The sequence below is a fragment of the Psychrobacter sp. CX90 genome (genome assembly GCF_057396305.2).
In genome coordinates, this window is the sequence record NZ_CM182008.1 from 592,052 (window position 1) to 617,857 (window position 25,806).

At 38.8% G+C, this 25,806-nt stretch carries 23 protein-coding genes; 16 read left to right on the forward strand and 7 right to left on the reverse strand.

Annotated features, from left to right (window positions below):
- Nucleotides 1-78 precede the first annotated feature (78 nt).
- The 5 genes from AC2SLN_RS02400 (at nucleotide 79) to adk (ending at nucleotide 6,287) form a co-directional block, all read left to right on the forward strand.
- On the forward strand, nucleotides 79-2,025 hold the full coding sequence (locus AC2SLN_RS02400) for a heme lyase CcmF/NrfE family subunit (protein ID WP_486548750.1): 1,947 nt from the start codon (nucleotides 79-81) through the stop codon (nucleotides 2,023-2,025).
- Nucleotides 2,026-2,400: 375 nt separating this feature from the next.
- Complete coding sequence (locus AC2SLN_RS02405) at nucleotides 2,401-3,021, forward strand: DsbE family thiol:disulfide interchange protein (RefSeq protein WP_486548749.1); 621 nt, start codon at nucleotides 2,401-2,403, stop codon at nucleotides 3,019-3,021.
- Nucleotides 3,022-3,068: 47 nt separating this feature from the next.
- Nucleotides 3,069-3,650, forward strand: coding sequence for a cytochrome c-type biogenesis protein (locus AC2SLN_RS02410; protein WP_486548790.1), 582 nt, complete (start codon nucleotides 3,069-3,071; stop codon nucleotides 3,648-3,650).
- A 220-nt stretch (nucleotides 3,651-3,870) separates the two neighbouring features.
- Nucleotides 3,871-5,346, forward strand: coding sequence for a c-type cytochrome biogenesis protein CcmI (ccmI, locus tag AC2SLN_RS02415; RefSeq protein WP_486548748.1), 1,476 nt, complete (start codon nucleotides 3,871-3,873; stop codon nucleotides 5,344-5,346).
- Nucleotides 5,347-5,633: 287 nt separating this feature from the next.
- The gene (adk, locus tag AC2SLN_RS02420) at nucleotides 5,634-6,287 is read left to right on the forward strand and encodes an adenylate kinase (protein ID WP_486548789.1); all 654 of its coding nucleotides are present in this window, start codon (nucleotides 5,634-5,636) and stop codon (nucleotides 6,285-6,287) included.
- Nucleotides 6,288-6,650: 363 nt separating this feature from the next.
- Here adk and secB read toward each other — a convergent pair whose 3' ends face one another.
- The 4 genes from secB to rsgA form a co-directional block, all read right to left on the reverse strand.
- Nucleotides 6,651-7,100, reverse strand: a complete 450-nt coding sequence (gene secB, locus AC2SLN_RS02425) for a protein-export chaperone SecB (RefSeq protein WP_486530182.1) — start codon at nucleotides 7,098-7,100, stop codon at nucleotides 6,651-6,653.
- Nucleotides 7,101-7,157: 57 nt separating this feature from the next.
- Nucleotides 7,158-7,421, reverse strand: a complete 264-nt coding sequence (gene grxC, locus AC2SLN_RS02430; protein ID WP_486548747.1) for a glutaredoxin 3 — start codon at nucleotides 7,419-7,421, stop codon at nucleotides 7,158-7,160.
- Between the two features lie 184 nt (nucleotides 7,422-7,605).
- A complete protein-coding gene (locus tag AC2SLN_RS02435) occupies nucleotides 7,606-8,049 on the reverse strand; it encodes a rhodanese-like domain-containing protein (RefSeq protein ID WP_486548788.1) in 444 nt (147 codons plus the stop codon).
- Nucleotides 8,050-8,258: 209 nt separating this feature from the next.
- Complete coding sequence (rsgA, locus tag AC2SLN_RS02440; protein WP_486548746.1) at nucleotides 8,259-9,386, reverse strand: ribosome small subunit-dependent GTPase A; 1,128 nt, start codon at nucleotides 9,384-9,386, stop codon at nucleotides 8,259-8,261.
- Between the two features lie 803 nt (nucleotides 9,387-10,189).
- Here rsgA and orn point away from each other — a divergent pair.
- Nucleotides 10,190-10,777, forward strand: coding sequence for an oligoribonuclease (gene orn, locus AC2SLN_RS02445; RefSeq protein WP_486548745.1), 588 nt, complete (start codon nucleotides 10,190-10,192; stop codon nucleotides 10,775-10,777).
- A gap of 55 nt (nucleotides 10,778-10,832) precedes the next feature.
- On the opposite strand, the gene AC2SLN_RS02450 is transcribed toward orn, so the two are convergent.
- Both AC2SLN_RS02450 and AC2SLN_RS02455 read right to left on the reverse strand, forming a co-directional pair.
- Complete coding sequence (locus tag AC2SLN_RS02450) at nucleotides 10,833-11,753, reverse strand: UDP-2,3-diacylglucosamine diphosphatase (protein ID WP_486548744.1); 921 nt, start codon at nucleotides 11,751-11,753, stop codon at nucleotides 10,833-10,835.
- Between the two features lie 21 nt (nucleotides 11,754-11,774).
- Entirely contained in the window at nucleotides 11,775-12,287 is a 513-nt protein-coding gene (locus tag AC2SLN_RS02455; RefSeq protein WP_486548787.1) for a peptidylprolyl isomerase, read from the reverse strand.
- A 530-nt stretch (nucleotides 12,288-12,817) separates the two neighbouring features.
- On the opposite strand from AC2SLN_RS02455, the gene AC2SLN_RS02460 reads away from it, so the two are divergent.
- Entirely contained in the window at nucleotides 12,818-14,587 is a 1,770-nt protein-coding gene (locus AC2SLN_RS02460; RefSeq protein ID WP_486548743.1) for a glutamine--tRNA ligase/YqeY domain fusion protein, read from the forward strand.
- A 390-nt stretch (nucleotides 14,588-14,977) separates the two neighbouring features.
- On the forward strand, nucleotides 14,978-15,547 hold the full coding sequence (locus AC2SLN_RS02465) for a TFIIB-type zinc ribbon-containing protein (RefSeq protein WP_486548742.1): 570 nt from the start codon (nucleotides 14,978-14,980) through the stop codon (nucleotides 15,545-15,547).
- 186 nt (nucleotides 15,548-15,733) lie between these two features.
- Here the strand turns inward: AC2SLN_RS02465 and AC2SLN_RS02470 are convergent, their stop codons facing one another.
- Entirely contained in the window at nucleotides 15,734-17,338 is a 1,605-nt protein-coding gene (locus tag AC2SLN_RS02470; RefSeq protein ID WP_486548741.1) for an aminotransferase class I/II-fold pyridoxal phosphate-dependent enzyme, read from the reverse strand.
- Between the two features lie 463 nt (nucleotides 17,339-17,801).
- Here AC2SLN_RS02470 and msrB point away from each other — a divergent pair, with 463 nt between their 5' ends.
- The 8 genes from msrB (at nucleotide 17,802) to AC2SLN_RS02510 (ending at nucleotide 25,784) form a co-directional block, all read left to right on the forward strand.
- Nucleotides 17,802-18,227: a peptide-methionine (R)-S-oxide reductase MsrB gene (msrB, locus tag AC2SLN_RS02475; protein ID WP_486530064.1), complete on the forward strand. Its 426-nt coding sequence runs from the start codon at nucleotides 17,802-17,804 to the stop codon at nucleotides 18,225-18,227.
- Between the two features lie 125 nt (nucleotides 18,228-18,352).
- On the forward strand, nucleotides 18,353-18,835 hold the full coding sequence (locus tag AC2SLN_RS02480; RefSeq protein WP_486548740.1) for a glutathione peroxidase: 483 nt from the start codon (nucleotides 18,353-18,355) through the stop codon (nucleotides 18,833-18,835).
- A gap of 150 nt (nucleotides 18,836-18,985) precedes the next feature.
- Complete coding sequence (locus tag AC2SLN_RS02485; protein ID WP_486548739.1) at nucleotides 18,986-19,579, forward strand: 6-pyruvoyl trahydropterin synthase family protein; 594 nt, start codon at nucleotides 18,986-18,988, stop codon at nucleotides 19,577-19,579.
- A 65-nt stretch (nucleotides 19,580-19,644) separates the two neighbouring features.
- Entirely contained in the window at nucleotides 19,645-20,166 is a 522-nt protein-coding gene (gene tsaE / locus AC2SLN_RS02490) for a tRNA (adenosine(37)-N6)-threonylcarbamoyltransferase complex ATPase subunit type 1 TsaE (RefSeq protein ID WP_486548738.1), read from the forward strand.
- A gap of 111 nt (nucleotides 20,167-20,277) precedes the next feature.
- A complete protein-coding gene (gene mutL, locus AC2SLN_RS02495; RefSeq protein WP_486548737.1) occupies nucleotides 20,278-22,308 on the forward strand; it encodes a DNA mismatch repair endonuclease MutL in 2,031 nt (676 codons plus the stop codon).
- A gap of 226 nt (nucleotides 22,309-22,534) precedes the next feature.
- The gene (gene miaA / locus AC2SLN_RS02500) at nucleotides 22,535-23,638 is read left to right on the forward strand and encodes a tRNA (adenosine(37)-N6)-dimethylallyltransferase MiaA (RefSeq protein WP_486548786.1); all 1,104 of its coding nucleotides are present in this window, start codon (nucleotides 22,535-22,537) and stop codon (nucleotides 23,636-23,638) included.
- A 316-nt stretch (nucleotides 23,639-23,954) separates the two neighbouring features.
- Complete coding sequence (gene hfq, locus AC2SLN_RS02505; protein ID WP_486548736.1) at nucleotides 23,955-24,575, forward strand: RNA chaperone Hfq; 621 nt, start codon at nucleotides 23,955-23,957, stop codon at nucleotides 24,573-24,575.
- A 210-nt stretch (nucleotides 24,576-24,785) separates the two neighbouring features.
- A complete protein-coding gene (locus AC2SLN_RS02510; protein WP_486548735.1) occupies nucleotides 24,786-25,784 on the forward strand; it encodes a KpsF/GutQ family sugar-phosphate isomerase in 999 nt (332 codons plus the stop codon).
- Nucleotides 25,785-25,806: the final 22 nt, after the last annotated feature.

A 25,806-nucleotide genomic window follows, 5' to 3' on the forward strand; every position in this document is an offset into this window, starting at 1 on the left:
ACTTATATGAATCAGTTTGTTTCGATATTAATAACAATTTAAGCAAAGTGGCTAGAAGTAGCTAAAGGGCAAGCAAGTATGGTTATCACTGAGCTAGGATATTTTGCATTAATTGCAGCGTTGGTATTGGCCTTATTGCAAATCGTTCTACCAACGGTTGGCATAAATAAAAATGAAATTCATCTACAGCGTCTAGCGCCAAGTCTTTCATGGGCATATTTTATAGCTTTACTTTTCTCATTTATTGCATTGATGGCAGGCTTTTATTTCAACGATTTTAGTCTTATTTATGTTGCTAAACATTCAAACTCTTTATTGCCTTGGTACTATAAACTCTCTGCAACTTGGGGTGGTCACGAAGGGTCGCTATTATTGTGGGTTACTATCTTGGCAGGGTGGTCAGCTTTAGTCGCTTGGTTTAGCCGTGGATTGCCATTAGATATGCGAGCGCGTGTTTTAGTGGTCTTAGGCGCCATTCAGTTTATGATGCTGACCATGCTTATTTTTACATCGTCGCCGTTTGACCGCACCTTACCTAATATGCCAGTCGATGGCGCTGATTTAAATCCATTATTGCAAGACCCTGGATTGATTTTTCATCCGCCTATGCTATATATGGGTTATGTTGGTATGGCAGTACCTTTTGCTTTTTGTATGGCGGCACTATGGGCGGGGCGTTTAGATGCCGTTTGGACCAGATGGTCACGCCCTTGGGCTCTCGCTGCTTGGGCGTTTTTAACGTTAGGTATTGCATTAGGCTCATGGTGGGCATATTACGAATTGGGTTGGGGCGGTTGGTGGTTTTGGGATCCTGTTGAAAACGCTTCACTGATGCCTTGGTTGGCCTGTACGGCTTTGATTCACTCTTTGGCAGTGACCGAAAAACGGGGTGTTTTTAAAGCATGGACGATAATGCTCGCAATATTTGCCTTTGCACTGAGTTTGCTAGGTACTTTTTTGGTTCGTTCTGGCGTAATAACCTCCGTTCATTCATTTGCTGCGGATCCGACCCGAGGCTTAGCCATTCTTGCTATTTTAGGTATAGTAATCGGTACGGGATTAATTGCCTTTGCTCTAAGGGGGTGGCGTCTGACTGTTGAGAGTCACTATGAACTTAAATCACGAGAAACCCTTTTGATAATTAATAACATCGTGATTTTAGTCGCCACACTCGTAGTATTGTTAGGTACGCTTTACCCTATTATTGCTGACTCTTTTAATTTAGGTCAGGTGTCCGTAGGTCCCCCATATTTCAATGCTTTATTTGTCCCTTTGACATGGTTGTTATTGTTGGTCATGGGGATGGGTTCTAATATACGTTGGAAACGAGATAAGCGCCCTTTTTTGGGTATTGCAACTGGGCTGTTTGTGAGTTGCCTATTGTTGGCTGGGATCATTACCTATTTGGTTACAAAAAGCGCGGAAGTCCAAATCATTATCACTGGTTTCTTGTGCTTATGGGTGTTGGCTTGGATGACTTTTGATATAAAAGATAAAACCCGCAATGCGCCAAATTTGCGCATGGGGTTGAAACGCCTCAAACCAAGCTATTGGGGCATGCAAATGGCGCATTTGGGTGTTCTAATTTTGGCGTTAGGAATTGGTGTTACCAGTACTATGAGCATTGAGACTGATGTGGCAATGAATGTTGGTGATACTAAAACAGTTGGTGGTTACGAATTTACCTTGTCAGCATTTGATGAGGTGCGGGGGCAAAATTATGACGCTGTTCAAGCTGAAATAAAAGTAACTAAAAACGATACACTAGTGACGACTTTGTATCCACAAAAGCGTAATTATGTGGTTAGTCAAATGCCAATGACAGAAGCGGGTATTAATACAACCTTCTTTCGTGATCTCTATGTGGCACTAGGAGAACCGATTAATGATAACGATCCAAACAGTAACTGGGCAGTGCGTATATATGTTAAACCCATGATAAGTTGGCTGTGGATTGGTGCAATTGTCATGGCTTTGGGGAGTTTGCTAAGCCTGAGTGACAAACGCTATCGTTTAAAAAGATAGAAGCTACCCTGATAACCCATAAGTTATTTAGTGTTATAAATTAATTTGTAAAACTTAATAATATTTTGGCTATTAGATTGTTTGCCACTTGATCATTTGGCACTTAATTATCTGGCACTTAATTATCTGGCACTTAATGATAATGTTATCTGCCTTGAACGGGTTAGACAAATACCTTGATACTATAAATAAATGAACATGTAGACCAGTAGAGTGACTATTAATTTGATGGCTTGATCTGATAGCTAGACAGGCATTTAGCTGCATAAACAATTAGGCAAATAAACATACCGCTCAGCAAGTAGAGGTTTTGTTGATTAGGGTGCAATGGCCTCAATATTGATAGTATTAATGATGCATTAAAAGGAAAATGGCATGACAGGTCCGATCGTAAAAAAGTCAACCATAAAAACATGGTTTCTTATTCCATTGATTGTGTTTATTGGCTTAATCGTTATGTTGTTTTTTAGATTAGGTAAGCCAACGGATATTGTTGTGGATAATGCCCTTAATAGACCTGTGCCTACGTTTGAATTGCCACTGCTTTCCGATATGTCAAAAAAAGTTAGCAATAATCAACTACCCAGTCATCCCTATCTCATTAACGTCTGGGGATCGTGGTGTCCAACGTGTATTGTAGAACATCCATTCTTGCTTGAATTAGACAAGCAAGGTGTTGATATTGTGGGGGTAAATTATCAAGATGAAGTTGAGAATGCTCTCGCTTATTTGCGAAGAATGAGTGATCCTTTTGTTTTTTCTGCTCATGACTACACAGGGTCTCTTGCAATAGATTTAGGGTTAACGGGCGCACCAGAAACTTTTGTGGTTGATTCACAAGATAACATTCGTCAACATATTGTTGGCGAAATTAATGAGAAAAACTGGAATGAGCGTGTGAAGCCATGTATGACGCTTCTTGAAGAGTTGGGCAATGACGATATTGATTTAAATAAATCAGAAACGACGGCAAGAATTGCTGAGGTATGTAAATGATCTTATCTAACCTTATACCTCTAAAAACTTTTAAGCAGTGGTTTTTAGTGACGCTAATAGCATTGATTTTTACAGTTACTCTTGGCTTGTTTACCAGTACTGCTTATGCGGCGATTGATGTTTATGAATTCGACACTCCTCAACAAGAGACGCAATACAGATCATTAATTGAAGAGTTTCGCTGCCCAAAATGCCAAAACCAGAATTTAGCAGGTTCAGATTCACTGATCTCAAAAGATTTAAAGCGAAAGACTTATGAGATGGTCATGGAAGGAAAGTCAGATGCTCAAATTCGTGACTATATGTATGAACGTTATGGCGACTTTATTAGCTATAAGCCACCCGTACGGCCAACGACGTGGATATTGTGGTTTTTCCCTCCTTTAATTCTAGTGACTTTGATTGGTTGGTGGTTATGGCGAAATAGCCTTAGTAACAGATCAAAACATAAACTAAGCTATGGCGCCGAGTCTGCTGCATCCAGCATAGATAATGTGATAGACAGTAGCAATAACAGTAATAGTGAGATTGTTGAATCAGGACTGTCTACTGAGGAATCTGCTTCTCTAGAGGCACTGTTAAAACAGCATGGTTCTATAAGTAATAAAAATAGTGATATACCAAAATAAAATTAAGTGTCATATTTTTTATACCTTAAGGGTCGACGAGTTGGACACGCCAATTCTTTCGCTATACAACGCTAAATATAAAGAATCACTTAAGGTTTTAAGGTGCTACCAATCATCTTGCTATTCATAGTCGTAGGCTTTATAGCATTTTTATTTATCAGCTATGTCTTGATGCCTCTTAACATTATTTGTTGATATCTCAACTGAAAGGAGTTAAATCATGCCAACGATAACGATTTTTATCGCCCTGGCAATCATTCTAGCAATTGCGCTTGCTTATGTCATAGTGCTGCCTTGGTTTAGAGAATATAATTCAGCAGGTAATAAAAAAGATAATAAACTGATTGCCTTGAATGTCGAGGTATTTCAAGATCGTATCACTGAGTTACAAGCTGACTATGAAAGTGGACAGATGAGTAAAAGTGCTTTTATAACTCAAAAAACTGAGCTTGAGCGACAGTTATTACAAGCTAGTGCTTTTGATAATACGCCATCATCTAATTCTATAACAACTGAGCAACTATCCGAATCCGACAGAATATCTAAAAATGAACCTAATGCTATATCTGACAAACACTTAAATGAAGATCAACTAAACGACGATCATAGCTATTACAAATTTAATGGCAATAAAAAAGCCCGTACGATCGTATTAATTTGCGTTCCTCTATTAATAGGACTTATCTATATATTGGCTGAAGATAGAACACCTGTTAGAGATCTGTGGAATGCGCAAGATAACGTTGGCGAAGTGGCAGATGACTTATTGATAGGAAAAATTGACACCCCGCCAGAATGGGCAACCAAAGATAATGTAGCACTTTTAAATGCCATTCAAACTAATGTCCATCATCATGCCCATGACGCCCAACGCTGGATGCGACTATCAGACATTTATCTGGCGTTTAAAGCAGATAACCAAGCCTTAGAGGCGATATCGCGGGCTTATAGAATTAAGCCTTCAGATGAAACGATAGCCGTCAGATATGCGCAAACTCAATTTTTTGTGAATGGCGGCATGTTGAGTGCTGATGGACTAAGCGCGTTACAACAGGTACTTAAGCAAAATCCTGAGCATCAAGGCGCTCAGATGCTTATGGTAATGGGCGAAGCACGCAGGGGGAACTATGACAATGCTCAAGCGTGGATTAATAGATTGCGTGATGGGATTATGTCAAAAGAGGGTGACCATTCACAAGCGATACAAAGCCTTGATGAATTAAGCCAAAATATTCAGGCGCAGCAGCAAGCAAGTTTATCTGCAGACCCGCAAACGTTGCAAACGGATAAACAAAGCGCAACAGGCATAAGCAGTTTAAATGCATCTGTAAAAATAAACAGTAGCTTGATTCCTCTAATCGAAACAGGTGATACGCTATTTGTTACCATACAAGAAGAAACTGGCGGTGCACCTCTGGCTGTAAAGCGCCTCCCCGCAAATCAGGCTTTAGCCGCCAAAGACAATACTCTGAAAGTCAATTTATCAGATAATGATGCGATGATGCCAACCCATACAATTTCAACGGCAATAAACGCGAATAAAAAGTTAGTGGCAACAGCTCGCATCAGTAAATCTGGTCAAGCAATGAGTGAATCTGGCGATTTACGTTCTGACAGAGTGCCCCTTCAATATACAGAAGGGGATAACTTGGACAATATAAATATCGTTATAGAAATTAACCAGCAACTGCCATAATATCTATTTATCAGTTTATTCAACCTTATCCAATAGCTGTCAAGTTGCTGATGGTCACATTTAATTTTTAATATAACTTGAGCTTTTAAAGATCTCAAGGTAAGGTAACAAAGTTTCAAAACTAGACGTTATGAATTGCAATAAAGCACCTTTTGCAAATATCAATGTGGATATTTGTTGTTATAATTTAATCATGATTATTTTGTTATTTAAGTGATATTGATTATAGACATCTTCCGCATAATGTTATTTGCTCATACTCACTTAACTAGAGGATTTAATTTATGATGCGTATTATATTGCTAGGACCACCAGGGGCAGGCAAGGGCACTCAAGCTCAGTTTATCTCTAAAGAGTTTGATATTCCGCAAATCTCAACGGGGGATATGCTTCGAGCAGCTATCAAAGAAGGTACTGATCTAGGTAAACAAGCACAAAGCATCATGAAAGCAGGGGGGTTGGTATCAGATGACTTGATCATAAATCTGGTAAAAGAGCGTATATCAAAGCCCGACTGTGCTAATGGTTGTATTTTTGATGGTTTTCCGCGTACTATCCCTCAAGCTGAGGCTTTAGTGGATGCGGGGGTTGCGATTGACCATGTGGTAGAGATTAGTGTTCCTGATGATGAAATTGTTTCTCGTTTATCAGGTCGTCGTCAACATCCAGATTCTGGTCGAGTGTATCATGTGATTTATAACCCTCCTAAGCAAGAGGGTATTGATGATGTGACAGGTGAGCCTTTAGTTCAGCGTGAGGATGACAAAGAAGAAACCATTCGTGATCGCTTATCAACCTACCATAAGCAGACCTCTACATTGGTTGGCTTCTATCAAGAAAAAGCCGAAAAAGATGCTGACGCTGCCAAATATCATAAGTTTGATGGTACGGAAGACATCGAGGTTGTTAAACAAAAAATATTAAGTGCGTTAAAAGGATGATTTCAAACCCAAAAGTGGGACGTATGACAAAAGTTGGTTTGAGATGGGCTTATAAATCCGTTTAGTCTTCTATAAATTAGCTATGGACGTATTGCTTGCTGGTAGTGATTGTTTTTAATGTGGATTTGTATTGAATGATCGCTTAAGTTGGTTGCTAATAATCATTGAGTCAAAGCTTCATACCTAAACATGTCTGATAATAAAAATCTTCAACACGTACTGTTTAAAAAGCATTATTTACAAATTACGGGTTGTAAAATGACCTCAGAAGTTAATAAAAAAACCCGCTAAATTAGCGGGTTTTTATTATTTAATGATAGGCTTTATTTAGGTGCTTAAGGTTAACTCAAGCGATGCTAGGAATTAGGCATTGCCTTCAGCTGCGGCTTGTTGCTGACTTTGCGCATAGGCTTGATCAAAGTTAACAGGTGCTAATAACAACTGTGGGAAGCTACCACGAGTTACGATATCGCTAATGACTTCTCGGGCATAAGGGAACAATACATTTGGGCAATACGCACCAAGAATTTGACCAACCTGTTCTTCAGGAATGTCTTTTAATAGGAAAATGCCACCTTGATGGACTTCCGCGATAAAGGCAGGTGCACCGTCATTTTGAGCATTGACAGTAACGGTAAGCACAACTTGATAATGATCTTCATCAAGCTTTTCAGCGTTAGTAGAAAGGTTAATGTCTAATTCAGGCTTCCATTCTTTAGTAAAAACATCAGCCCCCGGTACTTCAAGCGACATATCTTTAACATAAATACGCTCTAGAGCAAGTTGTGGTTGTGCTGCTTGTTCAGCCATTATAAGGCTCCTTTATTTATTGTTTAATTGTATTAAAATAATTAACTATGACTTTTAAGATTAGCCATTTAGCATTTGGTCAAGTTTACCATCTTGGTTCAGCTGGTCTAGCTCGCTAAAACCACCAATGAATGTATTACCTATAAATATTTGTGGCACAGTGCGATAGTTATTTGTTTTTTTCATTAACGCCATACGTTCTTCGGAGCTAATATCATGCATGCCGATTTCGGTAAATTCGATACCCTTAGAGTTCAATAAATGTTTGGCACTTGAACAATAGGGGCAAATTGGCGTGCTGTATAGTGTAACAGGTACAGTCATAACTTATCCTTGAGGTTAGGTCGATAGACAATATGGTACTTTATTCTTGGCTTGCATCAAATAGAACCATACTTAGTACAGTAGGTTACATTGCACTATAGTAGCTGTATGTAGCTGTATAATAAAACTTTGTCTATAAAATAACTTTATTAATGTTTAAAAAATATTTGCAAATAATACAGATTTAGCGAGCTTTAGCTTTGCCATTAATCGTCTTGCCTTTTGGCTTTGCTGTCGCACCTACCAATGGCATACCTGCAGCTTGCCATCCGCCAATACCGCCTTCTAGACGAAATACGTTTGGTTTACCAATCATCTGAACGGCAGCACCTGCCTGAATACCCATGTCGCAGACAATGACAATAGGTTCTTCTATAGCACGAATTTCTTCTAGACTATCCTTAAACTGGGTAAAAGGAATGTTACGGCTACCTTGAATATAACCTGTATTAAATTTTTTCTTTGCACGAATATCAATAATTTGTGCGTTCTGAGTATTGACCAAAGTGCCTAAAGAGTTAGGTGCAATTTTCTTGCCACTGCGCTTGTTCTCAACAGCAAAAAACAACAAAATAAGTACTGCTAAAATTCCAAACAAGAATGGGTGGTTGCCCATAAATTCAAGCATACGATCTAGTGACAAAATGTTTCTCCAATAATGGATTTAGGGAACATGACTTAATGGCTCTTATTATAACGTGATAAGTTGCAGATTGCATTAGACATCCCATGTGAAATTAATCCACTTTGAAGCAATTAATTAGAAGTGTCACTTTGATGTGACACTATAGTTTCCTACTACAATGTACCTCTATAAAAAGCCGCTAAACTGCTGTCTTAGTAGGTGGGGGTATCTGCTTCCTCTTGCAGGGTAACCAAGCTCTCAACGCGTCGTTGCTTCACTTTACCCTCGGCGACAGCCTTCCATAATGCGCAGCCTTTACTGTTATAAGTATGTTTGCAGTCTCTAAATTGGCAGTCTCCCGCTATAGGATCAAGCTCCACAAAGCCTGCTAAAATGTTATCAGGGGTTAGGTGCCATATGCCATATTCACGTATGCCAGGTGTATCAACAATACCGCCTTGGGTCAAGTCACTGGGGTTAAATGGTAGTAAACGACTGGTCGTCGTGGTGTGTTGACCAAGTTTTGAGTTGACTGAAATTGTGTTGACATTTTGATCAGATTCGGGAAGTAACGCATTGACTAAAGTGCTTTTTCCAACACCAGATTGGCCAGCAAAAATCACTAACTTGTCAGCTATTTTCTGTTTTAAGTCATCAAGTCCGAGCTTGTTAGCCACTTGTTGTGAGGGAATAGTATTTGAGGTAAAAGTATTTTCTGGACAGGGTGCGGAGGTTAGAACCGTCTCATAACCCAGCGCCTCATATTCCTCTAATAACGACTTTGTAAATGCATACTCAGGTAGAGACAGTAAGTCTGCCTTATTAAGAACCAGAAGAGGTTTAACGTGAGCGTGATGACAAACAACTAGGTATCTATCAATTAAGCTAGGTGCAGCAGCAGGTAAGGCTGCAAAAACAATGGCTAAAATATCGACATTAGCGGCAACGGGCTTTAGTCTATGATAACGATCTGGTCTTGAAACTAATGAGGTTCGTTCTTTTACAGATTCGATGCGTCCAAATCCCGTATTAGGATCAGCGACCCATCGTACTTGATCGCCAGTTGCGAGCATTGGTAAATTAGTTCGCGCATGACAACGCCAAATATCGCCAAGTTGTATGGCTTGCCAAAAAGGTTCAGGTTCGCCCTCACTAATCTTAGGACGCTCAGGTATCTTGGCTGGTAAAGAGGTCACTTGAACCTCTAGCTGTTTACCATAATGTGCCATAACCACTCCATCCATCAAACCATCATCAATGGAGTCTTGCTGAGCAGTTTGCTGCTTGTCGATGCGTCTTAATTGTTGTTTGGTCAGTTTGCGTTGTCTAATCAAAGCCATAAAATAGTTGTGTCCGTGATGTAATGTATCATATTGTTTGTCATTTTAGGGCATGTCTTCATTGACAGTCATTTAAATCATATGGGTTAAAAATAACTAAATGTCCGCTAAACTTTATCTGATTTTTAACCAATAGGCCTATACTTACTTTGAAACCATTCCTGTTTGACGATAATATATTTTATTTTTTACCTTATAGTTTAAATGAGGATAATAATTTAAATGAGGATACCTCTAATCTGTGGCATTTGCCATAAACGCGCAATCGAGCAAGGTTATATTACGCTAGATCAAAATCTAATCTAAAAGGCTAGATTTGAAAAATGGTTAGTTAATAGTTGGTTGGGTCAATGCAAGTTGCTTATAAAGCTTGTTAAATAATAAAACCAATCGTGTCACTTGTATACTTTGTCACTATAACTTTTTTTTGAGGTAAAAGGCGTTTTGTTAGCTCTTAAATCTATAATTTAACGTAAAAATCGGCATGTTTTTTTAAAATATTTAAGCTAACGGGTTTAAATTTGTTAACATAGGGCTTAATTGACCTTTTCGTTCTAGTTGGGGGCTATTTTAACGCTTATACCAAAGGTAGAAAGGGTAGTCTGATCAACTGTATAGCTCTCTATATCGAGCTATATCGAGCTCTATATTCCATAACTGCCTATATTATACCTCTCGATATGAATCGCTATACGATAACGCTCTATTTTTAACTTATTTATTAAGAGTGAAGATTTAAGATTTATAGTCTCTTTAAATGATATTATTGCCAATTTTATTAAATGTAAGATTTAGGATAACTTATGAGTAATACCGATCATCCCAATAAGATTAAGATTAAGAATGAGGGTAAAAAAGGGCTGGTATGGATCGATTTAGAAATGACTGGTCTTGATACTAAGACAGATGACATTATTGAGATTGCGACTATCGTTACCGATGAAAATTTAAACGTGCTGGCTGAAGGACCAGTATTTGCTATTAAGGTACCAGACCAAAAGCTGAATGCAATGGATGATTGGAATACTAAACAACATGGGCAATCAGGACTAATAGATCGTGTTCGCCGTAGTGCTGTTACGTTAGAAGAAGCCGAGCGTGAGACCATTGCCTTTTTAAATAAATGGGTTGATGCGGGTAAGTCCCCAATGTGTGGTAATTCTATATGCCAAGACCGCCGCTTTTTAGCGCGTCAGATGCCTGAGCTTGAGCGATTTTTCCATTATCGTAATTTAGATGTATCTTCTATCAAAGAGCTTTGTTACCGCTGGCGTCCAGATGTACTTAAAGGGGTCACTAAAACAGGTAGCCACTTAGCTATGGATGATATCCGCGATTCAATCCGTGAGTTAAAGCACTATCGTGATCATTTTTTCAGACTTCTAGATTAAGGTTAGATTGAGTCACTATTACTCAAACACTATTACCTTTAATTAAAGCTGAATATTAATGCTGGAAGTTGATTAGATTAAAACTTTCGGCATTTTTAATGGGATTATCAACTTGAATACGATTTTTAACTATTTTCTCAGCTGTTTGAGCCTCTGAGCTTTCTGGTTGTATTGTGACACCAATAATTGCTTCTACCTTCTCATAAGAACTACCAGGTTTAATAACTCGCCAATCCCCTAACACATAACGTTGCTTAAGTTTATGATTTACTGACAGTTCATGCATATTTGGCCGATGTGTATGACCGTGTAGCAAGGCATCAACGTTTTGTAAAGCCTTAGCCACGGCTAACTCATTGACATCCATAATATATTCTGCTTTTTTTGACTTACCTTTGGCACTGTGTTGCCGAATATTTTCGGCTATTTTTTGGCGGTTATGTAGAGATTTTCTCAGTAAAAACCACTGAATACATGGGTTGCGTATTACTTTTCTAAAGCGCTGATAAGCTTTATCGTCGGTACATAGTGCATCACCATGCTCAAGTCGGAACGTACGTTGGCCTACTTGGATGTTGTACGGCTCGGCTATCAGTTTACCCTTAAATATATCGCAAAACTTTTGCCCTAATACAAAGTCACGATTTCCGTGCATGACAAATATTTGGCAGGTATTATTACTTAAAGTAATTAACTTCTCTAGGAATGGCGTAATCCAGTGGTGTTCTTTTTGAGTGTGACTCAGTGATAAATAAGCATCATCTCCGATCCAAGCATCAAACCAATCGCCTAATATATACAACTCTTGTAGGTTGGGTAGGGCAGCTAAATCATTTAATAATGCCAAAAAAGCCTGCACTAAGGCAGGCTCATCAGTAGATAAATGTAAATCACTAATAAAAACCCGGCGAATACTGTGCGGCTGGGTAGTTATTAGATGGCCGTAATCTGAAACGGCGCTTTGATTTATTAACATAGTCACTTATTCGCTAACTATTTATTCGCTAATAATTTTAGCAGAGTTAATGACGACAGCTTCTTTAGGGACATCAGCATGCATACCAAAACGGCCAGTTGGTACACCTTCAATTTTTTTTACCACATCCATGCCGCTTGTCACTTTACCGAAGACAGTGTAACCCCAACCTTGCATGTTTTTTGCAGAATGATTTAAGAAATCATTGTCTTTAACATTGATAAAGAACTGACTCGTTGCAGAGTTTGGATCTTGTGTACGTGCCATTGCAATGGTACCTTCGTCATTTTTTAGGCCATTGTCTGCTTCAATTTCAACAGGTGCACGTGTGGATTTTTCATTCATCTCAGCGTCCATACCGCCACCTTGCACCATAAATCCAGGTATGACACGGTGGAAAATAGTGCCATTATAATGACCAGCATTGACATATTCTACAAAGTTAGCAACTGTTTTTGGCGCTGCTTGTGCGTTTAGCTCAATTACGATCTCGCCCATTGATGTCTCTAATTGTACTACTGGCGTATCAGTCATTGTTGTTTCCTCTGTTTTAGGTTTTGAATTGACATGGGTAGTCGGAGTGGTGTCTGTATTCGCACAACCCATAAAAAAGATTGGCAGTATCAAACTTGTATAGCCAAATGCTTTAAGTGCGCTCACTTGTTATCTCGCTTATTTAATAATTGGAGAAGACAGGATTCATAAATAGAATGTTCATAAATACAAAGCTATGAATTTAGGCGATAGTCTAACGTCTTTTTTTTAGCTTGTCATGTGTCTAGCTGTTACAGCGTTTAGCAAACCTGATAGAATGGCATCATATTATGATGTTAACTAGATATTATTTGTCGGTTTGTGATTAGGTTTTGTTTTTATGGTTTATGATCAGTCGAGAGCCAATCTTTGATCAACCGTGGGTCAGTACTGATTTGCGGATATCCAGTACCCTGTTAACTTGATAGCTAAGGCAACAACCCTAATGTATAACCGATGACTTATGAGTGCAAAGACTGATTTATTTGAAGATTTAACTTTTGACGCTTTAAAACAGGAGCTGTAAATTAATGAGCAAGACAAACGACAATACTAATGGCAATGTTAGCACCAATATAAATAATGACAAAAAAAACGATTTTATTCGTCATATTATTCGCGAAGATGTTGCCCAACATAAATATGAAAAAATCATCACTCGTTTTCCGCCGGAGCCAAACGGCTATTTGCATTTAGGTCATGTAAAATCCATCTGCTTAAACTTTGGCATTGCCGAAGAGTTTGGCGGTGTGTGTAATTTACGTTTTGATGACACCAATCCGACTGCTGAAAAACAAGATTATATCGATAGTATTCAAAGAGATGTAGAATGGCTAGGCTTCGAGTGGGCTGGTGAGCCACATCATGCTTCTGGTTACTTTGATCAGCTATATGATTGGGCCATTCAGCTTATAAAACAGGGCGATGCGTATGTAGACTTGCAAACACCAGAACAAATAAAAGAAAATCGTGGTTCATTTAATGAGCCAGGTAAACCATCGCCCCAACGTAATGCAAGTGTTGAGGAAAACCTTCAGCTTTTTGACGATATGAAAAATGGAAAATTTGCTGAGGGTAAAGCGGTATTGCGCGCTAAGATTGATATGGCTAGCCCAAACATGAATATGCGAGATCCTGTGATATATCGTGTCATGCATCAACACCATCATCAAACAGGCGACAAATGGTGTATTTATCCCATGTACGATTATGCCCACCCCTTATCCGATGCCATAGAAGGTATTACACATTCAATTTGCACGCTAGAATTTGAAGATCATCGACCTTTTTATGATTGGGCTGTTGAGAAGATTGGAGAAAAGGGGGGAATTGACTATCCTCCCCATCAATACGAATTTAGCCGTCTCAATGTTGATCATACGATGACCAGTAAACGCAAGCTAAAACAATTGGTTGATGAAGGCGTTGTCAGTGGTTGGGATGACCCCCGTATGCCAACCGTGGCTGGTATGCGCCGCCGTGGTTATACTCCAGAAGGTCTACGTGATTTTTGTGACCGTGTTGGGGTCACTAAATCAGACAGCGTTGTTGATTTTCGTCTATTAGAATTTAGTATTCGTCAGTCATTAGAAAATACCACAGCCCGAGGCATGGCAGTGCTTAAGCCGCTCAAAGTAACTATTACTAATTTTGAGGAAGCAGTTAGCGAGTGGGAAAGTTTAAAAGCAGACAGTGTGACCGGCCGCTGGGATGAGACCAATAAAGCATTGTGGCTGACTCAGCCTAAACACCCTAATATCGATATGGGCGAGCGTGAAATTCCATTTACCAAAACCATTTATATTGATAAAGACGACTATGAGCTTGATCCGCCGAAAGGCTATAAGCGTTTGTCGCCTGCAAAGACAGAAATACGTTTGCGCAATACCTATTGTTTAGCCGTAAGTGAGCATATACTTGATGAGGCCGGCAATGTGGTTGAGCTTAAAGCCACGATTGATAAAACAACACTTGGCAAGAACCCTGAAGATCGTAAAGTAAAAGGGGTTATCCATTGGGTATCGGCAACACAAGGTGTACCAGCCACTGTGCGCATTTATGAGCAATTATTTGACGTGGAAGATCCCGCTAATGCGGATGATTTACATGAGGTGCTTAATCCAAATTCACTTACAGTGCTAAAGGCGGTTATTGAACCTGCTCTTGCAAATTCAGACGCTGAAAGTCGCTTTCAATTTGAGCGAGAAGGTTATTTTGTGGCTGACAGTGTGGAGCATACAAAAGAAACCCCTGTCTTTAATCAGATTGTGAGTTTAAGGGACAGTTTTAAGCCAGTTTAGGATGGTTTATAGTATCTTACATGTCTATTATAAATAGATTTTGCAACTAACCCATTTCAACAGTATAGAGGTGAGTTAGTTTTAATAATTAATGGTTCATGGCAGTATTAGTTATATTTTGATGATGGATATGATTAATTTATTAGCTTTTTATTTAATTATTTAACGGTTGTTTTATTTAACGTGCAGTTGCGAGTTATTCAGCTGCTAGTTAAGGCTCATACAGCCCTTAGTTAGCGACTTACCTACTTGCCAATAATTACTTGCTAATAATTACTTGGCAATAATGCTTGCCAATAAAAACGTACCCTAAAGACAAGTTTTTCAGTTAAAAAACTAAATTGGTAATCGTGTATTTTATTAAAACCTTACCAAAAAACAGGAAGTCCCATGCCATTAAATTGCTATCAATGTAAAACAGATACTCTAGAACCCGCGCTGCTTGATGGTAGCCTGGAGGCGTTAAAATGTATAACCTGTAATGGTGTACATGTTTATCTATCGGCCTATCGAGAGTGGTTAGAGGCTCAGACCTTAAAAAACAGCAATAACTTAAGAGCAGAAGGTTCTGAAGTAGCGGATAACTTCGATTTTACCGAAGTTGAAAACACCGATGGTGCTTTGATTTGTCAAGGCTGCGGCAAATACACCCTTAAATATTTGATAGACAATGAGCATGAGAATACCATAAATGTTTGCCATAGCTGTAATGACATATGGCTAGATCGTGGTGAGTGGCAGCTGCTTAAGTATCTAAAAATGCAGAATGCATTGACCGAAGTGATAAGTGACCCTTGGCAAAAGCGTTTGAAAGCTGAGGAAAGAGAGAATAACTTTAAACTGTTATATCAAAAAAAACTAGGTAATGATTTTGCTAAAGCTGAAGAGTTTGCCCAGTGGTTAGTCACACGCTCAAATAAAAACGAGATACTGCATTATCTAAAAGAACGAAAACTATAAATCTGATAACACATCTGAAAAAAAACTAACTGTATCAAACCCGTTAAACCTAATATTTATAGCATTTACAGACGTTTTCCTCCTTATATTAATTTTTAAATTTGGTATTAATAAATCTTAAAATGAAGATAAAAAGGGAGCATTAAACCTAATGCTCCCTTTTTTATTAATAATAAAATATTCAAATTAGACTGATAGAGTATCCGTGCCAAACTGTTTACGTTTATTGGCAAAGAATCGGTCTAGCCTATTCATTGCATCTTCAAGATCCAATAAGTTTGGTAAAAAGACGACTCGAAAATGGTCTGGAACATCCCAGTTAAAACCAGTGCCTTGAACCATAAGTACTTTTTCTTCAACCAATAAATCCATCATAAACTGCATGTCATCTTCGATGGGGTAGATGGAACGGTCCATTTTTGGAAAACAATAAAAAGCCCCTTGTGGCAAGGTGCATGAGATACCAGGAATGGCATTTAGGCGATCAATAGCCAGCTGTCGCTGTTTATATAATCGACCAGACTCATCAGTAAGCGCTTGCATGCTTTGGTACCCTCCCATGGCTGTTTGGATGGCATGTTGTGCTGGTACGTTAGCACATAGACGCATTGAGGCAAGCATGTCCAAGCCTTCAATAAAGTCACTGGCATGTTCTTTCTCCCCTGAGATCATAAGCCAACCCGCTCTAAAGCCAGCAATACGATGTGACTTCGATAACCCATTATAGTTTAGTACAAGCACGTCATGTGCTAAGGTAGACATAGGCGTATGCACAGCATCATCGTATAATACGCGGTCATAGATTTCATCCGCCATGATTACTAAATCGTACTCACGCGCTATCTCAACTATCTCAAGCAACAGCTCGTTAGAATACAGTGCCCCAGTTGGGTTATTAGGATTAATAACGACGATTCCCCGGGTTTTATGCGTAATCTTTGCACGAATGTCTTCTATATCAGGTTGCCAGTTATTCTCCTCGTTACAACGATAATGTACCGCAGTACCGCCAGAGAGGTTGGCAGCCGCAGTCCATAATGGATAATCTGGCATGGGGATTAATACTTCATCGCCATCATTCATCAATGCCTGCATCGTTAACACAATAAGCTCAGAAACGCCATTGCCCAAATAAACATCTCGTACATCAACTGCGCTTAACAGGCCTTTAGACTGATAGTATTGTAAAATCGCTTTTCGAGCTGAGAATATACCCTGTGAATCAGAATAACCTGTGGATTTATGCAGATTTAAAGCCACGTCTTGCAAAATTTCATGCGGGGCATCCAAACCAAATGGGGCAGGATTACCTACATTCAATTTAATGATGCGTTGACCTTGAGCTTCCATTTGCATGGCTGTTTTTAATAGGGGTCCACGAATGTCATAACAAACATTTTGAAGTTTATCTGACTTTTTTACTAGTTTACGAGAAGGGCTTTTGATGGCATTAGGCATGGCTGTTTTACCCGTGTTAGAATTTAAAGTAGATGAAAGCAGGTCGTTGTTGATATTCGATTTGGTCTGCAAGCTTGTTGCTAGCTCTCCTCGCAATAAATAACCTTCAGTACAGTCTAATATTTTAGCTAGGGTAGGCAACTTAGAAGACACAATACCATTGATACCCCGTTCCCAATTAGAGATAGCGCCTCGGCTCACTTTAGAGCCAGACTTAGTCATTAAGACAGCCAGCTGCTCAGCGGTTAATCCTTTTGCTTTGCGAAGCTGCGTTAAACGCTTGCCTTGAGCCTGAAACTCTGATGGTTCTGTGATATTTGGTAGTGTGGTCATAATGGTGCCGTCATAAATATACTCTTCAGATACTGAGTAGTGGTTAAAATTTTACGTGCTGGTTTCAAGGGAGACGCTTACTTAATAAAATATATATATTCAATAGTATAATGCAAGATATTATTGCATTTAAAACTTTTTATCAATAGTTTCTATGCAAGATATGCTTGCAAAATTGAATATAATTATTACTTAATTCTCATTTAAATATCAGATACACCATGAGGTTAAGCAGAAATTTTCTTTACTTTTCTATATTGTGATTATGTAACGGGACGGGGTAATTTAAATAATTGGGTTTGTAGATGATATATAAGACCGCATATAGTTAACTATAGTCAATCTTAAAATTTTATCTTATAAAACGTCGAAAACTATAAAATAGCCTATAACTGCTTAAAATTACACTGTGTTAAATGTAGTAAAAAACATTCTGTTATTACCAGCTATGAGGGAAAAAGTAATGCAAGATAATCAATTGAGTAAGTCAGAAATCGAACAGTTAACGGAGGCCGACTGGCGTTCTCGTTTATCAGATGAAGAATATTATGTGTTACGTCAAAAAGGCACTGAGCGACCTTTTACAGGTATTCATAATAAGACAAATGAAAAAGGGGTATTTCGCTGCAAAGGGTGTGGTGCAAAACTTTTCGACTCAAATAATAAGTTTGATGCAGGGTGCGGCTGGCCAAGTTTTGACGCAACCTTGGATGACTCAGCAGTAGAGGAGCATCTCGATACCTCTCATGGTATGCGCCGTGTTGAGGTCACTTGTCGTAACTGCGGTGGTCATTTGGGTCATGTATTTCCAGATGGACCAAAAGATACCACAGGAATGCGGTACTGTATCAACTCAGTGGCTATAGATTTCGATCCTAATAAAGGTTAAGAAAAGGTTAATGTCTATACTTTAATGACGCTATTTAAATGACACTACTTAAATGACACTATTTGATTTAATGACGGTACTATTTTGAAGTCTAACTTAATGCCTATAAAAACAAAGGAATACTAATGGCAACATTATATGATTTTAGCGCACAGGACATCCAAGGAAATCTGGTTAACTTTAAAGACTTTGAGGGGAAAGTGTTACTCATTGTCAATACTGCCAGTAAGTGTGGCTTTACCCCACAGTTTGAGGGTCTAGAAAAGTTATATCAAGCATATAAAGAGCAAGGGTTGGTCATTATAGGTTTTCCTTGTAATCAGTTTGGTGCTCAAGAGCATGGGAGTAGCGAAGAGATTGGTGCATTTTGTCAAAAGAACTATGGCGTTAGTTTTTTAATGATGGATAAAATTGATGTTAATGGCGACAATGAACACCCAGTTTATACGTGGTTAAAAAGTCAGGAAGGTGGGTTTTTAACCGATAAAATAAAATGGAACTTTACCAAATTCTTGATAGGTCGTGATGGTAGGGTTGTTGATAGGTATGCGCCAACGACTAAACCTGATGCGATAGAGAAGGATGTGATTAAGGCACTTTCATCTTAACCCTTAGTAACTTTTCTCATTCTTCTTAGTTTATATATGGCTTAGTGGTTAATTATAAGTATGTTGGCATTATTACTTTAGGTATATACTTTAGCCAATAACCCATGTGTTTTATCAAAATTTCTTTATATTCAAGCTTAGGGCCCCTTTATGCGAATACGTAAGCTATTTAAATTTGAAAACGCACACATAGTGCGTAATTGTAGCTCAGATCGCTGCAAGCGTTCGATACATGGTCACAGTTATCAAATTGAGCTTATCTTACAAGCAGATAGGCTGGATAACGGACAAATGGTTTATGACTTTGGGCTACTTAAGTCATCTATTAAAGATATTATTGATAGTTTTGATCATGCTATCTGCTTCTGGAATAAAGATAATCCTGACTATATTGAGATGTGTAAAGAGTTTAGTGCACGCTGGATTAGCTTGCCAGTGTCTCCTTCTGCGGAGCAGTTTTCAAGAGTTATTTTTTTCTGGGCGCAAAGTATTCTTAAGCAAACGCAAACCACTAATGGTGAAGCAGATGTTAGTGTTTATTCAGTGATCGTACACGAGACAGCAACCGGCTATGCACAGTGTTTTGCTGAGGATGTGGCAAACGTACAAATGGGAGCTCTGAGATTGGAAGATTTCGAATTTAGTGATCAGGTAAAAGCTGAGTGGCATGATTCAAATATGTATGACAAACTTATTTCTGGTAAAAAGTTTGTCAACCCTGAGGTTGAGTTGCAGGTTAAGTAGAGTAGAGATTAAATCTTGATAAACATTTGATTTAAAAATAAAAAATGGTTTTGAGTAGGGTTTTTATGACGAAGAAAATAGTTGAGCTTACTTTAACTTCTGAAGAGGATACGAAAGCTCTCGCTAGAAAGCTTGCCTTAGCAGGAATAAGTGGTAATGTCTGGTTGTCAGGCGATTTGGGGGCAGGTAAAACCACATTAACCCGCTATTGGCTTCGAGAACTAGGACATACGGGCGCCGTCAAAAGCCCAACCTATACATTGGTTGAACCTTATGATTTAAGCCATTGTCAATTAAGTAGTCATGCTACAATTCAATCTGGAGTTAAGACCGTTTACCATGCTGATTTATATCGTTTGCAAGACCCCGAAGAATTGTCTTTCATTGGCTTCGAAGAGTATTTGGAAGACGATGATGCGCTGATAATTATAGAGTGGGCGAGTAGGGCAAAACAGTATTTGCCAAAGCCAGTGATGACGATTCATATTAAAATCGTAAAAAATGAGTCTGAGGATGAGGTTCGTCAAGTCAGTATTGATTATGAAGATGATGCTAGTTTTGATGCGTCTCAATTAGGGGCTGTATAGAATTTAGCTTTGAGCCTCTCTAAAATAAACAAACTCAATGCACATATGCTTTACTTTATTCATCAATAATACAGTCCTTAACCTATAAATCACTATATCAGACCTTTATTAATGACTTCCAACACCACTCAAACCTCCCAAGCTCAACTGAATAATCGTTTAGAAAGTAATCGTTTACAAAGTAATCGTATAAAAAAACTTCCTCCTTTACTTGTTAATCAATTAGCAGCTGGCGAGGTGGTCACGCGCCCCGCTTCGGTTGTTAAAGAGTTAATGGAAAATGCAATTGATGCAGGTGCAAGCGAAATTATTATCAAAATTACTCAAGGCGGCATGGGGCTGATTGAGGTATGTGATAATGGCTGTGGTATTCATCCAGATGACATGGTAATGGCAGTGACGCGATTTGCCACCAGTAAGATAGCAGATGTTGCGCATTTACAGGGCATTTCCACATTAGGATTTAGAGGAGAAGCCCTAGCAGCAACAGCAGCAGTGTCGCGGCTTACCATTAAAAGTAGTTGTGATGATAGTGGTATTGGTCGTGAGCTAACTGTTGCGGGTATTTTAGAGGATACCCCGTCACTCATACCGGTTGTTCAACCGCAAGGCACAACCGTTACTGTTAAAGATCTGTATTTTAATGTGCCAGCTCGGCGTGGTAATTTAAAGTCCATTTCTACTGAATTTAGTCATATTGAATCCGTTGTCAAGCAGCTAGCGTTAGTGGCTAGTGATATTGATATCAGCCTTTGGCATAATGATAGGCGCCGTTTTTATTTTGAGTCTATTCGGCCCAAGTCGGAAGGTTATTGTACGACAACTAAAACCCCTTTAGAGACTGCAAAAGGAATGATGTCTCGATTGCAAATAATATTGCCAAGTTTGGCATCGCAATCAGATTCAACTTTTGAAGCAATGGTTCAGCCCATTAATATAGCTCTAGAAGGATTAGCGCCTCAAGTCGATTCTGCACAGATTTGTCATATCTCTGGGCTGATAATGCCTCAAGCCAAAGGTTTTACCTCAGCAACTTTAAATCTCAAATTGATCTATATAAATGGGCGGTTAGTAAAAGATAAACAAATTGCACAGTGCCTACGTGAGTGTGTGGCAAGTTTTCAGCCTAATAATACTGAAACTATACTAAATGAATTAGGCTATGTGTTGTTTTTTCAGCTTCCTCATTCTTGGTTAAATCTTAACGTGCATCCTTCTAAACGATGTATAAAGATACAAAATTTAGCAAATATAACGGCACATCTTAAAGTAGGCGTTCGAGATGGTTTGCAAACATGGGTAAACAAGCAAACCACTAAATCAGCTCAAGCCAATCTTGAATACGAAAATAGGGTTCGCAAAAAGTCCGGTAGAAACGAATCAGATAAAAACGAGCCAGATAGAAAAAAGCAAGCTGGCGAAAAATATCCTTATTTAAAAGGTTTTGATGCTACTTATTCAAATGCTACTCATTCAAACACTAGGATGTCGAGTGGATCAGTTTCTGAAAAGCCACAGCGATACCAACTGTCAAATATTAACGATTCATTTAATAAGGTTAGATATAGTACCTATAATAATATTACTGCACCTACAAATAACCTGCTTCTTAAGAGTTTGCAGCAACTTCATATTCCGTCTTCCAGACTGCCCTCAGAAAAGAGTATACAGTCTGATAGTTTAATAAGCTGCTTGGCTATATTAGGAGATGCCAGAGATCTTAAGGGGCTATTAGATGATAGTGGCTTATCAAAGTTGTCTAAACGTTATTCTTTTGAAGAGGGCGCTTTAGTATTGATACAGGTTAATAATAGTTTTTTGTTGATGAGCGAATTCAGGTTATTTACGTATTGGCATAAGAATATTGCCCCTATTTTAGACAATACAGTGCATGCCGGTACTGACAACTCAGCACATTACCTGTCGATCAATAACATTAAGTTTCCAAATGACTATTTATCTCTTGACGTAGATGAGAAGCTTGACTATTTAAATACTAGCTTTATCCAGCATTTAGCTGCTGAAGAGGATCATAATGCCCATGAGTATCTCAAAAAGTTTGCAGTAGTCAGGATGAACCATAAAGAGGTTATGGTTGCCCTGTTAAAGCAAGCTTTCGCTAATAGAAAGCTGAGTGAATAATTACCAAATTTATATAAGTCAGCCTATGTAAAAAGGCTCATTTAACAAAGACAATTTAATAAATATCATTCTATTACCCACTATTACCCAAATTACTAACCCGCTAGACGATTGAATGAGCATTTAAATGACTAATACGTTAGAGCAGCATACAGACGCCACTAACGATACTGTAGAGCAGGTATTAAGCTTAAACAAGCTACCTGAAAATGCAGTGGTATGTCTGATGGCGCCAACAGCAAGTGGTAAAACCTCTTTAGCATATGAGTTATATGATACAGGGCGGTTTGAGATTATTTCGGTAGACTCTGCGCTCATTTATCGTGATATGAATATTGGCACTGCTAAGCCAAGTGCAGAGGAATTGCGTCGTTATCCCCATCACATGGTTAATATTATTGATCCAACCGAAACTTACAGTGTGGCTAGTTTTGTAGCAGATGTGGAGATACTGATTGAACAGATTCATGCCCGCAGTAAGATACCGTTATTGGTTGGTGGTACCATGATGTATTACATGGCAATGTTTACGGGATTATCGCCGGTTCCAGAAACAGACATAAAGACCCGAATCAAGGTAGAGAAGTGGCGACAGAATGCGGGTATTGAGGTACTGCATGACTATCTGAAACAGGTAGACCCTGACATTGCTGAGCGTCTCAATGCGACTGATACTCAGCGTATAACTCGTGCTGTTGAAGTTTATGATTATACAGGAAAGCCACTCAGTGAATGGCAAAAACTGCCTAAACAGGCGATAGCTGATCATCCAAAACAGTTTTGGTTGGGTCTAGCGGTTATGCCTGAAAGAGCATGGTTACATGAGCGAATTGAGCTTCGATTGCAGCAAATGTGGGAGGCTGGTTTTTTTGATGAAGTGTTACATTTATTGAACCATTACTCGCTAACGCCTGACACTCCTTCTATGCGCTGTGTGGGTTACCGACAAGTTTTAGATTATCTAATGAATACCAAACATCCAGTAATGCAACACATACTAACGAATGAAAATCATGGTCATAAGACACAAGATAATGCACGATCATGCGAGCTGGAGGTCGCTTGTCAAGACATGAAAAATAAGGCACTATATGCTACAAGACAACTTGCCAAACGTCAGTATACGTGGTTAAGAAATTTAGTGAACACTCATTCTACTGTCTGCGTAACACAAAAGGCAGATGTCGTGCATTCTGAGAATTTGATTTTTGCAATGACCCAAACCAATAAATCTATCACTCCTGATGCTTTGAATAACCGTGTGTCTAAAGTTGTGTATCCTTTTTCGAGCATTAAAGATGCTAAAGATTTTTTATTCGCTCAGCTTTAGCTATAAGATATCTTTACGACATTGTTCCTATCTAAATTTCTAAAATTACCACTATTAATAATCAAAACATTGTTAGACGTTAGTTGTTAAATTAATGAATGTGATACGTGAGCTACTTTTGTAGAAAACACATTAAATAATACATAAATTATTAAATATAACTGATAAAATAAGAATAACTTTAAATTTTAAATAACTTTTTGTTGTAAATATTGTCTGTTGTAAATATTGCTACTGATCTAAATACTTACACATTACTTTGTCATCCATAGATAATAATTATCGATAATAAATTAAAAAAAATAGGAGACACACAATGTCAAAAGGACAAACTTTACAAGACCCTTTTTTAAATGCTTTACGTAAAGACCGTATTCCGGTGTCCATTTTTCTGGTCAACGGCATTAAGCTGCAAGGTCAAATCGAATCATTCGATCAGTATGTGGTACTGTTAAAAAATACGGTTAGTCAAATGGTATATAAACATGCTATTTCTACAGTAGTGCCTGCACGTAATCCACGCACTAGTGGCTCGTCTACTTCGGTAAGTGGTATGCATTCATCCAGTAACCTCCAAGCTCCAAGTGGTTTTTCTGGTACTCCAGCGGCCGGGGCATTTGATCGAGGTTCCGCTGGTTTTGAAGGGGGTGGTTTTACAAATAAACGCACCAGTTTTAATCGCAGTGGCTTTACGGAGAGGGGTTTTAACCAAGAGCGAGGCAGTTTCTCTCAAGAGCGAGGTTTTGCTAACGAGCGAGGTTTTGAGAGTAATAGGAGCTTTGATGACAGAGGTCTTGCCTCAGGAAGTGCCCAGGCGCGTAGCTTTGAAAGCAGGGGTTTTGAGGACAGTGCTTTAGAAAAGCGTGGCTTTCAACCGCCTACTAAGCCATTAGACAAATCTGATGAGTCTACTAGTAAATTTGAAGATGATGATTGATTCACTATGACATAATTTTTACTTCTGTTTACTAAGACCTGCTGTCACTGAGCGGGTTTTTTTGTACGCAATAAAGCGATTGTGAAAATAAAGGAATGGTTAAAATTAGGTCAGTCTACAGAAGTCAATTTACTCGCAACTATTATTTATATGATAAACTTAGCGTATTAACCACATAGCTAACCAGATGTTTTAAAAATAAGAAATCCTATGTTATCCAAGCTATCTATTCAAAAGACAGATAAATATATTGATTATGCCATACAAGCGATTCGTACTGAGCAAGCTGCCTTAGAGCTTTTAATTGAGCAGCTTGATGAGCGATTTGTAGAAGCTTGTGAACTCATCTTAAGCTGTAAAGGTCGGGTCGTTGTCACTGGCATGGGAAAGTCGGGGCATATTGGACGCAAGATTGCCGCCACTTTTGCATCCACTGGTACACCCGCCTTTTTTATGCATCCCGGTGAAGCTGGACACGGTGATCTTGGTATGTTGGTTAAAGGTGATGTGCTATTAGCAATCTCAAACTCTGGCCAATCAGATGAGATTAAAACGCTATTACCGGTGGTCAAACAGTTTTCTATACCACTAATTAGTATTAGCCGTGATACCAGAGGCGTGCTGCCGAAATCTGCTAATGTGTCACTGACTTTAGGTGCATTTGATGAGGCCTGTCCTTTGGGACTCGCACCTACTTCAAGTACTACGGCGACACTAGCATTAGGCGATGCTTTAGCAGTCACTTTAGTGCATATTAGAAATTTTACCTCTGAAGATTTTGCATTGTCGCATCCGGCAGGTGCTTTAGGTCGTAAGTTATTGATGCGTGTTAGTGACCTTATGCATAGTGATGAAACAAAGACTAAACTTCCCACGGTAACGTCAGAAACAAGCTTACATGAGGCATTATTTACAATGACAAGTGGACGGCTGGGCATGGCTGTCGTGGTAGATGAAAAGCAACGGGTTGTGGGAATCTTCACTGACGGCGATTTGAGACGTGCTTTAGAAAAACATATAGATTTGAATACTAAAATGGCGGATATTATGACACCATTACCTAAGACAGTTTCAAAGGATATGCGTGCCTCTGATGCCTTAACAATCATGAATAAAAAAGCGATCAATCAGCTGCTTATTGTCGATAAAGAAAATCGCTTGGAAGGGGTCATTACTATTCATGACCTATTAAATGCAGGTGTTAAATAGCGGTTTTATCAAACTATCATTT

What these genes read in the sequence shown, in the direction of transcription:
- mutL (WP_486548737.1), top strand. Translation starts at nt 20,278, where the DNA reads ATGACTTCCAACACCACTCAAACCTCCCAAGCTCAACTGAATAATCGT.
- AC2SLN_RS02450 (WP_486548744.1), bottom strand. Translation starts at nt 11,753, where the DNA reads ATGTTAATAAATCAAAGCGCCGTTTCAGATTACGGCCATCTAATAACT.
- hfq (WP_486548736.1), top strand. Translation starts at nt 23,955, where the DNA reads ATGTCAAAAGGACAAACTTTACAAGACCCTTTTTTAAATGCTTTACGT.
- rsgA (WP_486548746.1), bottom strand. Translation starts at nt 9,386, where the DNA reads ATGGCTTTGATTAGACAACGCAAACTGACCAAACAACAATTAAGACGC.
- AC2SLN_RS02435 (WP_486548788.1), bottom strand. Translation starts at nt 8,049, where the DNA reads ATGCTTGAATTTATGGGCAACCACCCATTCTTGTTTGGAATTTTAGCA.
- adk (WP_486548789.1), top strand. Translation starts at nt 5,634, where the DNA reads ATGCGTATTATATTGCTAGGACCACCAGGGGCAGGCAAGGGCACTCAA.
- AC2SLN_RS02400 (WP_486548750.1), top strand. Translation starts at nt 79, where the DNA reads ATGGTTATCACTGAGCTAGGATATTTTGCATTAATTGCAGCGTTGGTA.
- ccmI (WP_486548748.1), top strand. Translation starts at nt 3,871, where the DNA reads ATGCCAACGATAACGATTTTTATCGCCCTGGCAATCATTCTAGCAATT.
- AC2SLN_RS02480 (WP_486548740.1), top strand. Translation starts at nt 18,353, where the DNA reads ATGGCAACATTATATGATTTTAGCGCACAGGACATCCAAGGAAATCTG.
- AC2SLN_RS02465 (WP_486548742.1), top strand. Translation starts at nt 14,978, where the DNA reads ATGCCATTAAATTGCTATCAATGTAAAACAGATACTCTAGAACCCGCG.
- grxC (WP_486548747.1), bottom strand. Translation starts at nt 7,421, where the DNA reads ATGACTGTACCTGTTACACTATACAGCACGCCAATTTGCCCCTATTGT.
- AC2SLN_RS02510 (WP_486548735.1), top strand. Translation starts at nt 24,786, where the DNA reads ATGTTATCCAAGCTATCTATTCAAAAGACAGATAAATATATTGATTAT.
- msrB (WP_486530064.1), top strand. Translation starts at nt 17,802, where the DNA reads ATGCAAGATAATCAATTGAGTAAGTCAGAAATCGAACAGTTAACGGAG.
- AC2SLN_RS02470 (WP_486548741.1), bottom strand. Translation starts at nt 17,338, where the DNA reads ATGACCACACTACCAAATATCACAGAACCATCAGAGTTTCAGGCTCAA.
- AC2SLN_RS02460 (WP_486548743.1), top strand. Translation starts at nt 12,818, where the DNA reads ATGAGCAAGACAAACGACAATACTAATGGCAATGTTAGCACCAATATA.
- miaA (WP_486548786.1), top strand. Translation starts at nt 22,535, where the DNA reads ATGGCGCCAACAGCAAGTGGTAAAACCTCTTTAGCATATGAGTTATAT.
- AC2SLN_RS02485 (WP_486548739.1), top strand. Translation starts at nt 18,986, where the DNA reads ATGCGAATACGTAAGCTATTTAAATTTGAAAACGCACACATAGTGCGT.
- tsaE (WP_486548738.1), top strand. Translation starts at nt 19,645, where the DNA reads ATGACGAAGAAAATAGTTGAGCTTACTTTAACTTCTGAAGAGGATACG.
- orn (WP_486548745.1), top strand. Translation starts at nt 10,190, where the DNA reads ATGAGTAATACCGATCATCCCAATAAGATTAAGATTAAGAATGAGGGT.
- AC2SLN_RS02455 (WP_486548787.1), bottom strand. Translation starts at nt 12,287, where the DNA reads ATGACTGATACGCCAGTAGTACAATTAGAGACATCAATGGGCGAGATC.
- AC2SLN_RS02405 (WP_486548749.1), top strand. Translation starts at nt 2,401, where the DNA reads ATGACAGGTCCGATCGTAAAAAAGTCAACCATAAAAACATGGTTTCTT.